Here is an 11,994-nt window from a genome sequence, read left to right as displayed (position 1 = left end):
GCATGAGCGGCACCCATGGTGCCGGTCATGCTTCCACTCAATGCTGCGTATTCAAATAGCCGATCTTGGTAGCCACTGGCGCGAAGACACCGGCCTCTGTGAACCAGAGCAAGTCCGTCCTCTTGTCCAGTGCGATGTTGTAGTAGCCGCTGTTGACCGATGGAATCGTGTACTCGGTAAATCGAGCCACGAGCGGATCGAGGCGACCGAGCAAGCCGGTGTCTTCCTCAAGCCAGACGCGCCCCAGGTAATCCACGCGCATGTCTTCCGCTTCGGCCTTGGCCGTAGGAATGGGGTATTCGATCCAGCCCTGCGTTACGGACGGCTGTACGGTATGGATGCTGGGAGGCACGGACGTATTCGTGCTGGGCACGCGTGCTGTCACGACGCGCGCTACGGGGGCGACCTGACTGCTTGCCGTGTGTGTGCCGGGCACGACCACGGCATCGCTGTGAGGCGCGATGGCAGGTACAAGCAGGGCCAGGGCATTGGCGTAGTACTCCGAGACCCAGATCGTGCCGTTGGCATTCGCCACGATGCCGGAAGGCGTGCCTCCAAGCGTCGGCACCGTGTAGGTGCTGATCACATTTGTCCATGGATTGAGGCGGCGAACCTTGTTCGTGCCAGCCGCGCCGACACCATCGAAATTGCGTTCCGCGAACCAGACGTTGCCGAACGGGTCCAGGCTTAGTTGCTCTATGTTGTCATCGGCATGCTCCAACGGCACCGACCATTCGGTGATCTCGCCGCGCGGAGAGAGCCGGCCGACACCCGCGGTCTCGGTAAACCATTTGCTGCCATCGGCAGCGATCTGGATAAAGAACGGCGACGCGCCGGAGGGGATCGCAAACTCGTCGATCTTCCCGCTGACCGGGTCCAGATGTCCGATGGCATGCGTTGCGCTATCGGTAAACCAGATGCCGTCCTTGCCCGCCTTGAGAATGAAAGGCTGCCCGCCGTTGGGTACGGGGAATTCGGACGAGCTGTGATCCGGGTGCAGCACGGCGATTTTCCCCGCGGTGGTCTCGGCGTACCACACGCCACCATCGCTGGCGATGTCGACGCCCTGCGGCGAGCTGGCGGGGGAGGGTGTTGCGAATTCGCCGATCGTGGCTTGGGCGGTCGACGCGTGTGCCGACATGCCAAACAGAGTCGTGCTCACGATAGCCTGCACGGCCAGGTACAGGATGCGTTTCATCATGTAGCTCCTTGTGATTTTACCGATGTAATAACGGGACGAACGGGGTGATAACCCCGGTGAATTATCATGGGGAAGTATGAGAATGTGGGGTGACGAAGTGCTGGAAATGAGGGCATCGGCTAAGCGTGGCGATGTCACAAACAAAGGGGCTAGCTCGCTCGGTCTCTTTTCTTGCACGCCGATGAGAACGGTGTTGCCGAGCCGTCCACTGGCGAATAGGTTGGCGTTGACGCCGTCGACTTGATCCATTGCTTAGTTCGGGCGCTGGTGCCAAGCCTTATCATTGCCTGCAGCGCGGATGAAGTGCTCAAGGAGCGGGAGTTTATGCGTTACCTAGTTTTCTTCAGCCTGTGGCTGGGTTTTGCGCAGGCGTGGGCATCGCCTTGCGAAGCCATTGATCGTCGTCTCTCGACGTCGCAAAAAAATGTCTGGGCACCTGCTATCGCGAAGCAGCTGGGCGCTTCTTCCGTCTCGGTACTGCAATCGTTTTCAAAAGGCGATTGGAGAATCATCTACGTAGATAGTCCAATTTCCGATCCACCATTTCTTTTCTTCCATGGTGATCCACGGACGACTCACTACGTCGATGCGTGGGCAGGTGGTGCGACGAAGGATGAAGAGGCTGAGATCCGATCCTGGGTAAATCAGCAGGTGCCAGGTATTCCCACGGAGCTTGCTGCGTGCTTTGCATGGCATGTCACGAAGGGGCGCGATAAGTAACTAAGTGTTCTGCCGATCTACTCGCAGGCTAAATTCGACGTATTAGCAATGCCCCTGATTAGGCACCCGACGCGAACGCTGAACTTCGGGCGTCAGCCGAACGATTTCAACAAACTGTTGCATTGATCGATAGGGGCTGGAGTTCAAAGTCGATATGTCGGTGAAGGGGACTTGGACTGCAAGGCGACGAATGATCTTATGTCTAGAGCCTCATCTGGCTCAGTGACAATGAATTGGAGGTATGTTGGCGGCATGGTTACCTACTCGAAATATCTCTCTCCGGTCGGCTGGTATGTGGGCTCGTATTTGCTGCGGTTCATTGAACTCAATGCCATGGGCAACAACGACCCCGATGGTCGATTCTTGGCCTGGGAGAACACCGTTATCGTCCAAGCCAGCGACTTCGACGAGGCGTATCGCAAGGTTCAAGCGATAGCCAGCCAAGAAGCGACTCCGTATGAAGGTGGGCCAGACGCTGTTCCGGTTCAATGGGTCTTTGAAGGTATAACCGAGCTACTTCCGATCTATGAGCCGTTGCAGGATGGTTCCGAGATCATGTGGACGGAGCACGAGTCACTTAAGTTGAGCGATTTAAAAAAGCGAGCAAGATCGCTTGATCAGCTCAGGGGAAACATAAGTGCCAAAGAAGCGTGAGCGAAATAAGATGCCAAGCCTAAAGAAAGACGCGTTCGGCCAGTAGTCGTTAGATCCGGTTTCGATCCCAGCGCAGTCATCCAAACTCGCAGGCCAAATGCGGATGGGTCGAATCTGCTCGCCAGCGAATCGAAACCTCCCCCGCTGCCACACGGTAGCTGCCCACGAGCTTGAGAATTTAATCCATGATCTACGATGTTGTGATTGCCGGTGCCGGCCCTGTCGGCTTGTTTCTCGCCTGTGAGCTGCGCCTGGCTGATCTTTCGGTGTTGGTGCTGGAAGAAGCCGAGGACGCGCGCGCTCCGTTAAAACGCCTTCCGTTCGGGATGCGTGGCCTTTCGGCGCCGACCATCGAAGCCTTTTATCGTCGCGGGTTACTGGGCGACATGGCGATGCCGCAGCGCGCGAAGGATGACTCCGGCGGCAGCGCTGCGACTGCCGCGCATTGGATGCAACAGGCGCGACGTCCGGGCGGCCATTTCGCCGGCATCCAGTTTTACGAAGACAACATCGACACGTCGAAGTGGCCGTACCGCCTGCCAAGTCCGGCTGGTACCAGCATGATGGTCGAGATGGAGCAGCTCGAATCTGCCTTGGCCGCTCGCGCGAACGCGATGGGGGTGGAGGTCAGGCGTGGCCTTAGCGTCGAGGGCTTTGACCAGTCGGACGAAGAAGTGACGATTCGCGCCCGTGGCGAGATGTTTCGCGGGCGCTGGCTTGTCGGTTGCGACGGCGGGCGCAGCACGGTGCGCAAGGCTGGCGGCTTTGAGTTCGTCGGCACCGATCCGGAGTTCACCGGCTATTCCGTGCAAGCAGGGATGGCCGATGCGGATAAGCTCCGTCCGGGCCGCCACTACACACCCACGGGCATGTATACCTATTCGCCGCCCGGGACCATCGCGATGGTCGATTTCGATGCGGGCGCTTACCACCGAACCCAGCCGATCACGCTGGAGCAGGTGCAGGCGGTGCTGCGGCATATCTCCGGCACCGATGTCACGTTGACCGACCTTCAGCTTGCTACCACCTGGACGGATCGCGCCCACCAGGCGACGGCGTACCGCAAAGGGCGAGTGTTGCTCGCTGGCGACGCCGCGCATATCCATTCCCCTTTGGGCGGCCAAGGCCTCAACCTTGGGCTTGGCGATGCCATGAATCTTGGCTGGAAGCTGGCCGCTACCCTACGCGGCGACGCGCCGGCCGGTTTGCTTGATAGCTATGGCAGTGAACGGCATCCGGTGGGGGTGCGGGTTCTTGATTGGTCGCGCGCCCAGGTGGCACTCATGCGGCCTAGCCGCAGTTCACGCGCGCTCGAAGCCATCATCCGCGATCTTATCGACACCGGTGACGGGGCGACCTACTTCGCCGAGCGCGTATGGGGTGTTTCTCTGCGCTACGATTTGGGGGACAGTCACCCGCTGGCGGGGCGCAGCGTGCCCGACTTCGAGCTGGTCGACGGAACCAGGCTCGGCGCGCTTCTCGGCCAGGGCAAAGGTTTATGGCTGGACTTCGACGCCCATACACCGTTGCGTGCGCTTGCTCGTGGCTGGAGCGATCGGATCGGCTATGTCGCAAGCGACGTCAAAGATCGGCTGGGCTTGAGCGCGCTGCTCGTGCGCCCGGATGGCATCGTCGCCTGGGCCGCCGAGGCTAGCCTTGATCAAGAAGACGCTGCTCAGGCCGCGTGCCGATGGTTCGGCGAACCCGGGCGTTGATGTCTGCCATCAACGCGCAGCCTGTTCGCTTGCGCTCACCTCAACCTATGACCGAACCTGCTGCGCTTAAAAAGTTGGGGCTGACACTTCAGGATGGGTTGTAGGCGACCCAGCCTTTAAAGGTAAACCCGGCGTAGAACAGCTCGACATTGTCGAATCCTGCTTCGGTTAGCAGGGCTACGTCTTGCTCGGGAGATAGCAGGGGCAGTCGATCACTGATCGCGGCGGCGGCATTTTTTGCATCCGATGCAGGAATGCCGGATGCCGCCGCGAATGCCGCGTAGCGAGACAGCCAGCGCGATTTTTCAGCGACGGCCTGCGGAAAACTGTGGTGGGCAACCACCAGCGGCGCAGCGGGCTTTAAGCGTCGCCTTAGCTCGGTCAGCGTATGTAGACGCTGCTCGGCAGCCAGGAAATGCAGCGTCAGCAGGCAGCAGGCGCCGTCAAAAGGCCCCGCTGGCGCGGTGTCGATGTAGCCCTGGTGGAGCTCGACGCGTGAGGCGAGTGGGCCCAAGGTGAGATTCGCAAGCTTGAGCATCTCCGCAGACGGATCGACTCCCACGAAGTGCCACCCCGCCTGTGCGTCTGCAAAGACTTTCAACTCCAAACCGCCACCGGCACCGAGTACTAGGACTTGGCCATCGTCAGGCACGCTTTCGGCAAGCAGCAGCGCTGCCATCTGTTGCATGCCATGAAAGCCAGGTACCTGTCGGACAGGGCCTTCGGCGTAGCGAGCGACAGCGTTAGGGTCGGAGAAAGACGACAAGAAAGAACTCCATGGTTCCAGGCGGCTCATGCTATCGCGAAGCGCGGAAAGTAGGTTGGCTTGAACGAAGTGATACCCAACGTTGCGGCAAGCGGCGAATCGTTGGGGTTCGCGTACGCTCATCCCAACCTCCGATGGATCGCATGCACGCAGGTGTTTCGGGAATGCCGCATGACGAAATCAAGTGGGGTTAACGACGGGCTGCTTATCCAGGGTGCTTAGGGCTTTCTTCAGCAGTGCGTCATAGCGCTGAAGGCGGAAGCGAACGCTGATCTGCAACAGGCTTGCTCCATAGCTCAGTAATAGCGCAAAGATCAGGAAGATTTCTGTCCAGCTTGGATGCGGTGGCCAGCGCATATCTTTGAACTGAAGATAGAGCGCAATGACGATAGGTAGGGCGCCTAGTTTTTCAATGCTGCCGGTGAGCAGGGGCAGCCTTTCCTGCATGCGATCACGCCGATAACTGACATAGTCGCTCAAGGTCTCAAGCTGGTCGCGTGGAAAGGTACCTAGCCAATGAATTAGTGCGGCATGATTCGGAAGGTCAAGATCGAGTTCTTCGGCAAGCTCGCGGCGTGCCTCAGTAAAGGTTGGCCATTTCCGTGGAAGTTGTGAGACTGCGATGACAATGACACCGATTAGCTCGACTGCCACGAATACGCCAGCGAGAACCAGTGTGTACAGCTGATTGTTTGGTAGCACTTTGACGCTGAGAAGGCCTAGTGCCCCTCCTAGCGCCGCCATGGCAAAACCCCATTTTGTTTTCTGCGAGAGAATCACCGAATAGGAGGGATGCTGAGGTGTTTGCTCGATTTGCGCGTCTAGCGCCGTGAAGCTGAGCGGCAACGGTTCCATGTGGTTCCTCCCCCTGAGGAAGTGGTCCTGAATTTGTCTGAGTTTGCGGAGTTCGGCGCGATAAGAACAACACTTATACCCGTCATCTATTTCCTCTTTTGACTGGCATGCGACTCGATGTCGATATCTTCGTCACTGCCCATCTTGCCGCCCTGGAAACCCACCGTGACGCTATGCGGTACTGAGCTCTGCGAGACGTTGGCGTAGATGTTGGTCATGATCATGCCGGCCTGGCAGTCGAGGGCGATGTCGTTATCGATGTGGCCGGTGGCGATATTGACTAGCCGCAGGTGGCGCATGGATGCGGGGCAATCCGCGGTAGATGTGTAGATGCCCAGCAGCAGTTGTTTCTTGGTGTGATACCACATGGGAATTTCGACCACGCCGGTAACGGCATGCTTGGCGCCGTTGGTGTCGTTCAAACTGCCGACCTGGCGCAGGGTGATCGGGAGGGTTTTCTTGCCGTCGTTCCAGGTTCCCGTGGCGCTGTCGTCGGCGACGTTCAACGAGATGGGGCAGGGCACCGGGTGTGCCGCCGAGCGCGCGGGCACGATGGGCGATTCGGCGCTGGACAGCGGTGCGGCCGCTTCGCATAACGCCATGTGGCCGTCGGGCTGGCGCTTGCCCTGGAGTGGAATCGGGGTGCGATGGGCGTCGTAGTAATAGCTGCCCGCGACCTGCCATTGGCGCGGCTCGCCATGATTGATGGCGTCGAAGGTTTGCAGCGAGACGTGCACCGGTACATCGCCGACCGTACCGACGTAGTTCTTCACTTCGTACCAGCCGGCGCTGGCGGTGGTAGCGACGAACAGCATGGCGAACGGCGTGAAGAGGGCGAGATTCCTTGTCATGGCTTGATCCTGTTATTCGTGCCGTTTCGGTAAACGGCAGGGTTATGGTGAACGGGTGACTGGCGCCATCGGTGTAGCCCGGTTGTACTGGCAGCGAAGTTTGCGCCTGTTGATGGGCTGGGGTGAATACTCAATCGGCGCCGGCTAGCTTGGCGCTGGCCAGCTCCTTCAACAACGCCTCGCCGGACCAGGCGGGGCGCTGGGTGCTTTGCTCGGCGCTGCGGATCAATGCGCATAGGCGCGTATTCACCGGTGCGGGTTGGCCGAGCCGTTCGGCCAGGCGCACGATTTCGCCATTGATCCAGTCGATTTCCGTCACGCGCCCGGCTGCCAAATCATCGGACATGGATGAGCGCGCCAGCGGATCGATCGCCAGCATCTTGCTGCCCAGCCGCTGGAACAAGGCATCGGGCAATCGCAACATGGAAGGAATCCAGCTGGCCGGCAGCGGCGTGAGTTTTGCCGGCCGGATGCCGGCTTGTGCCAGCAGGCCGAGTGCTTCTGCCTGCGCCATGGCCAGGCAGCGTCGATACGCCTGCTGCGAGAGTTCTTCTTGCAATGGCCGGTTGGCCAGCGCATTGATCGCAGTGTTGAGATTGAGCAGCAGCTTTGCCCACTGCACCGGCAGCATCTGGGCATGCTGGATCAGCGGCAGGCCCGCCTTGCTGAAGTCGTCGACAAACGCTTGCAGGCCCGGGGCGGCTTTGACTTCAAGCTCGCCCTGCGAACCCTGGTGAAGCGCACCGGGCCCGCGTGCGATGACGTTGAACGGCACCATGCCTTCCAACACCGTGTGCCGCGGCAGTGCGGCGCGCAGCACCTCGGCATGGCCAAGGCCATTCTGGAAACTGATGACCACCGCGCCCGGCTTGAGTACGCGCGCTAATTCCGTGGCGACCACGGATGTGGCGGCGGACTTTACCGTGACCAGCAGCAGATCTGCCGAGGCCGCCGCCGCAGCCGCGGTCGAAAAATGGATGGCGTCGGCTGGCACCTGCCAGTGCTGATGCTGATAGTTGGAAAGCTGCAGCCCGTGCTTGCGCAAGTCATCGCCCATGCGCTCGCGCCCTATGAAACCCACGTCGCTGCCTGCCGCTTGCAGTCGCCCGCCGAGGTAGCAACCGATCGAGCCTGCACCGTAGATCCAGATGTTCGCCATATAGCCCTCAGAGGTTTAGCTGGCCGGAGGCACGGTGGCGACTTCAGGCTTGGATTTCACCAGTGTTTTGATCCGTTCTATATCGGCCGGTGTTGCCGGATGGTAGATCACCATGCTGAGGTCGGGGCGGCCATCGACGGCAAAGGCCGAATATTCCAGCGCGATCGGCCCGACCTGCGGATGATGCAGATACTTGATGCCTTCGCCATGCCCGCGTACATCGTTGTCGCGCCATATGGCTTCGAATTCGGGGCTGAGTCGAATCAGTTCATCGACCAGCGCTTCCACCTCTTTCGATGCTCCCGCCCGTGCGACATCGGCGCGAAACGCGCCTACTGCGAAACGCGCAACGCTTTGCCAATCCGACTGCTTGGCTTGGACATGCGCGGTTCCATGCGACGACATCCCAGGTGAACGTTTTCACCAGGGCGGGGCAATATTCCATGGCATCGAGCACGCGCTGCAATCGTGGGGTTACGCCCTCGATGGCTTGGTAATGAACTTCGGGTGGCCGCCCCAGCGCAAGCAGAAACAGGTGCTCGCGCTCGACCCCGGTCAACATCAGCGCGTGGGCGATTCGGTTGAGCACGCTGGCCGAGGGTGCGCCGCCTCGGCCCTGTTCAAGCCAGGTGTACCAGGTTGCGCTGACGTTGGCGCGTTGAGCGACTTCTTCACGCCGCAGGCCCGGTGTTCGCCGGCGTGACAATGGCAGGCCCAAGGCCGCCGGATCGAGTCTGGTGCGGCGATCCTTCAGGTAGGTTCCAAGCAGGTTGTCGTTGGTGACTGGTGTATTCATCCTGTTAGTTCTTATACCCGTATAACGTCACTACTTTACCCCGATAGATGATGCACCCAGAGTGGCCCCCGATCCAATAAGAGGGCTTCACTATGCGTGTCTTTGTTACCGGTGCGAGTGGATTCATTGGCTCGGCCGTTGTCGATGAATTGATCACCGCGGGGCATCAGGTGCTAGGGCTTGCTCGCTCGGATGCCGCGGCGGCATCGCTGCGCGCGGCAGGCGCGGATGTGCATCCTGGTTCACTGGAAGATCTTGCAAGCTTACGCAGCGGCGCGGCGGCCGCGGATGGGGTGATCCATACCGCCTTCATCCACGACTTCTCGACATTTGAAGCGAACTGCGAGACGGATCGGCGCGCCATCGAAGCGCTTGGCTCGGCACTCGCGGGCTCCGGCCGCCCTTTGGTGGTCACCTCGGGAACCGGCGTTGCCCGCACGCCCGGCCGCCCCGCCACCGAGGACGACGCGCCCAACTCGCCGATTCCCCGCGTAGCCTCGGAAGCCGCCGCCAGCGCCGTGGCCGCGCAGGGCGTGCACGTTTCGGTGCTGCGGCTTCCGCAAGTTCACGACCCGCTTAAGCAAGGCCTGGTCAGTTACCTGGTCGAGACAGCGCGCGAGAAGGGCGTCTCGGCGTATGTCGGCGATGGGCTTAATCGCTGGCCTGCGGTGCACCGGCTGGATGCGGCGCATCTGTACCGGCTGGTGCTGGAGCAAGGTGCTGCCGGAGCCCGGTATCACGCGGTGGCCGAAGAGGGCGTGCCGCTTCGCGATATTGCTGAAGTCATCGGCCAACGCCTGAATATACCCGTCGTGGCCAAATCCGCTGAGGAGGCGACGGAGCATTTTGGCTGGCTTGCGATGTTCGCGGCGTTCGACATCACCGCATCGAGCCAGCGGACCCAGGATCAACTGGGCTGGCGTCCGAGCGGGCCTGGGCTTATCGCCGACCTTCGACAGCTACGCTGATGGGAGTCTTCGGCGCGTCGAATCTCTGCGGCGCGTAAGTCGTCGCAGAGCAAACAGCGCGACGGGCAACCCTGAGCATCATTTCAGGGTTGCAGCGCCGTGACGACGCTGCGGCCCAGGTCGGCGTACAACGCCTCCAGGTCAATGTCCTTCGCGGTCGAGTCGGTGAGAAAGGCCGCCACAATGACGGTGTGTCCGTTCGGCAAGCTCAGAATGCCGATATCGTTATAGGCCGCGGTTCGGCCTTCTAATCCCTTGGCGGTGCCACATTTGTCCGCTAGCTTGATTTGTGCGGGCAGGCCACGGCGTAGCCGATTGGGTATGGTTTGCGCGTACAGCAGGTTCAACAAACGTTGGCTGGATTCGGGTGAGAGCAGTTGCCTGCGCCAAAGTTTGTCGAGGAAGTCCGCAGCGGCGTCAGGCGTGCTGCGGTTACGTGGGTCGGCCAGAAAAGCCTGGAACCCCCGTTGATGCCGCCGTAACGTTTGCTGTGTCGTTTCGTCAGCAGCGGGCTGCACGCCTTGAGGCAGATCCTGGAAAATACTTTCTACCCCAGCCTCATCTAAATCCACGCGCATGCCGGCGATGCCATGTTCCCGCAAAAAGGCCGTAACTACGTCAGCTCCGCCCACCGTTTTCATCAAGGCGTCGGCAGCGGTGCTGTCACTCTCGCTGACGGCGGCGACGAGTAGTCGCTCGACAGAAAAGCTCATCCGCTCGCCATGAAAATGGGTGCCGATCGAGGGGACGGCGGTGCCATCGACCACCTCCGCACGCGTGATCACCACTTGCTGCTGCAGTGATAAGCGCCCCTGGTCGACTTGGGCCAGCACGACGGCGGCTAGCGGCGCCTTGAATACGCTCATCATCGGGTAAGCCGAGCTGGCATTGACTCGCCACTGCGAATGGCTTGATAAGTCGAGCACGGTTATACCCAGATGACCGGGACGGGCGCGTTGAGCCAGGGCGTCCAGCGAGGCCTGCAGATCAGCATGCGTACTGGCCTGGATAGCGACCTGATTCGGGCCATCGGCGGCAACGGTCAGGGCCGGCCAGCCAGCGCACAGCAGCAAGCAGGCTGACAGCAGAAGAGTCGTACACAGAGCCTGGGGATTTCTCATCGAATGTCTTTGGGTTGAGCGTAGTGGCTTGTTCTGTCCATCGAAGTCTAGCCAGATGATGCGGCCCGCGCCCGCTGCGGCGAAAGCCTTGGGCGATGACTCGCGCAGCCGTCAGCGGGTTCACGACTTGGCGGTGAGTTGGTCCGGCGCGGTTAGCTGGACATGGCTTGAGAGACGCGGCCACGTCACGCCTGGTCTGTGGGCCGGCCGCCGTAAAGCCGGTGCGCAGGATGCGTTAAGCGGCACCGTTCCCAGGTTGATCTCACGCAGCTTTATGCGATTGCCCCGCAGGCTAGGCTTGGGCGGTATCGCGCGCTATCGTCATCAAAGGGGCCGGCGATTCTGGCTAAGCCACCATCACGCCACCTACACATTGTTACCAAGCGGGACCTCCATGCAAAAACGCCTGATCTTCTCGCCACTCCTGTCTATCGCCCTGATCGCCACTGCATGTAGCTCACCTATGAAAACTCCCGATATCAAGCCAAACCCCAACCCCAAGCAGCATTACGAGATCACCATGACGGTTGATGGTGCGCCGAAGGGGTTCGATTCGGTGAGCGGGTCGATGCAGTACGTGGTGAAAAACAGCGATGCCTGTGTGGCGCCCGACCCGGTAAGCGGGCATCACAGCAATCTGGCGCAGTTTCTTCCGTTCGACATCAAGAAAGTCGACGAGCACACGTATAAAGGCACAGTCGTCACCGACCATTTTCTCGATGCCGATTACTACGGCCTGGGTGTCTGCCACTGGGTCATGTCGTCGGCCATGGCGGTGTTCAAGATCAACGGCAACAGCATCGACTTGCGACCGAGCATCTTGAATGAGGATCTGGTCGCCGAGAAATCCGTCGATGTTTATTTCCCCCTTGCCGATCTGTCGGCTAGCGATGGCCTGAAATATGGCGATGGCGGGCAACCGCTGGCGGAGGTTTCGCCGCAGATTCGCCAGGCTGTTTTCCACATCACCTTGTCTTCCAGGAAGGAGACGCCATGACCATCGGCACCGAAGATCACGCCAGGCTGGCGGACGACGCCTACAACACCCATCAAGTCGGTCAAGAGGTGGTCTTGGGTGGCGTCCACTATCGGGTGCTGGATGAAGTTCACAATAAGTTGAACGGATATCAGGGAACCGCCTATCTGCGCGAAGGTACCGGTGAGGTCGTGGTCGCGCATTGCGGCACC

Annotated in this window: 12 protein-coding genes and 2 pseudogenes; 6 read left to right on the top strand and 8 right to left on the bottom strand. The window is 60.2% G+C overall.

From position 1 onward, the window contains the following. Positions 1 to 37: 37 nt before the first annotated feature. Complete coding sequence (locus OUZ52_RS20595; RefSeq protein ID WP_266160434.1) at positions 38 to 1,198, bottom strand: Vgb family protein; 1,161 nt, start codon at positions 1,196 to 1,198, stop codon at positions 38 to 40. A 327-nt stretch (positions 1,199 to 1,525) separates the two neighbouring features. Here OUZ52_RS20595 and OUZ52_RS20590 point away from each other — a divergent pair, with 327 nt between their 5' ends. The 3 genes from OUZ52_RS20590 to OUZ52_RS20580 all read left to right on the top strand — a co-directional run bounded on the left by OUZ52_RS20590 (position 1,526) and on the right by OUZ52_RS20580 (position 4,290). Continuing rightward, entirely contained in the window at positions 1,526 to 1,921 is a 396-nt protein-coding gene (locus OUZ52_RS20590) for a hypothetical protein (RefSeq protein ID WP_266160433.1), read from the top strand. Positions 1,922 to 2,173: 252 nt separating this feature from the next. After that, complete coding sequence (locus OUZ52_RS20585; RefSeq protein ID WP_266160432.1) at positions 2,174 to 2,575, top strand: DUF4288 domain-containing protein; 402 nt, start codon at positions 2,174 to 2,176, stop codon at positions 2,573 to 2,575. A 185-nt stretch (positions 2,576 to 2,760) separates the two neighbouring features. After that, on the top strand, positions 2,761 to 4,290 hold the full coding sequence (locus tag OUZ52_RS20580; RefSeq protein WP_266160430.1) for an FAD-dependent monooxygenase: 1,530 nt from the start codon (positions 2,761 to 2,763) through the stop codon (positions 4,288 to 4,290). Between the two features lie 88 nt (positions 4,291 to 4,378). Here the strand turns inward: OUZ52_RS20580 and OUZ52_RS20575 are convergent, their stop codons facing one another. The 6 genes and pseudogenes from OUZ52_RS20575 to OUZ52_RS23100 all read right to left on the bottom strand — a co-directional run. Beyond that, the gene (locus OUZ52_RS20575) at positions 4,379 to 5,056 is read right to left on the bottom strand and encodes a class I SAM-dependent methyltransferase (RefSeq protein ID WP_266160429.1); all 678 of its coding nucleotides are present in this window, start codon (positions 5,054 to 5,056) and stop codon (positions 4,379 to 4,381) included. A 180-nt stretch (positions 5,057 to 5,236) separates the two neighbouring features. After that, positions 5,237 to 5,911: a hypothetical protein gene (locus tag OUZ52_RS20570; protein WP_266160427.1), complete on the bottom strand. Its 675-nt coding sequence runs from the start codon at positions 5,909 to 5,911 to the stop codon at positions 5,237 to 5,239. An 86-nt stretch (positions 5,912 to 5,997) separates the two neighbouring features. Beyond that, positions 5,998 to 6,762, bottom strand: coding sequence for a hypothetical protein (locus tag OUZ52_RS20565; protein ID WP_266160426.1), 765 nt, complete (start codon positions 6,760 to 6,762; stop codon positions 5,998 to 6,000). Positions 6,763 to 6,892: 130 nt separating this feature from the next. Beyond that, positions 6,893 to 7,921 (bottom strand): 2-dehydropantoate 2-reductase, encoded by a 1,029-nt coding sequence (locus tag OUZ52_RS20560; protein ID WP_266160425.1) that lies wholly within the window; start codon positions 7,919 to 7,921, stop codon positions 6,893 to 6,895. A 15-nt stretch (positions 7,922 to 7,936) separates the two neighbouring features. Continuing rightward, complete coding sequence (locus OUZ52_RS23105; RefSeq protein WP_266160424.1) at positions 7,937 to 8,326, bottom strand: MmyB family transcriptional regulator; 390 nt, start codon at positions 8,324 to 8,326, stop codon at positions 7,937 to 7,939. Between the two features lie 19 nt (positions 8,327 to 8,345). Continuing rightward, positions 8,346 to 8,717 (bottom strand): annotated as a pseudogene (locus tag OUZ52_RS23100) (helix-turn-helix domain-containing protein); the annotation flags it as partial. Between the two features lie 92 nt (positions 8,718 to 8,809). Here OUZ52_RS23100 and OUZ52_RS20545 point away from each other — a divergent pair. After that, positions 8,810 to 9,685 (top strand): SDR family oxidoreductase, encoded by an 876-nt coding sequence (locus tag OUZ52_RS20545; protein ID WP_266160423.1) that lies wholly within the window; start codon positions 8,810 to 8,812, stop codon positions 9,683 to 9,685. A gap of 83 nt (positions 9,686 to 9,768) precedes the next feature. Here the strand turns inward: OUZ52_RS20545 and bla are convergent, their stop codons facing one another. Continuing rightward, on the bottom strand, positions 9,769 to 10,806 hold the full coding sequence (bla, locus tag OUZ52_RS20540; RefSeq protein WP_266160422.1) for a class A beta-lactamase: 1,038 nt from the start codon (positions 10,804 to 10,806) through the stop codon (positions 9,769 to 9,771). A gap of 463 nt (positions 10,807 to 11,269) precedes the next feature. On the opposite strand from bla, the gene OUZ52_RS20535 reads away from it, so the two are divergent. Both OUZ52_RS20535 and OUZ52_RS20530 read left to right on the top strand, forming a co-directional pair. Then, entirely contained in the window at positions 11,270 to 11,803 is a 534-nt protein-coding gene (locus OUZ52_RS20535; protein WP_266160421.1) for a hypothetical protein, read from the top strand. After that, a pseudogene (locus OUZ52_RS20530) lies at positions 11,800 to 11,994 on the top strand (XVIPCD domain-containing protein); the annotation flags it as partial. The gene OUZ52_RS20535 and the pseudogene OUZ52_RS20530, both read left to right, overlap by 4 nt.

Origin of the sequence: Dyella silvatica (genome assembly GCF_026283955.1) — a bacterium.
In the GTDB taxonomy this organism is placed as follows: domain Bacteria; phylum Pseudomonadota; class Gammaproteobacteria; order Xanthomonadales; family Rhodanobacteraceae; genus Dyella_C; species Dyella_C silvatica.
This window is presented reverse-complemented; position numbering and strand designations above follow the sequence as displayed.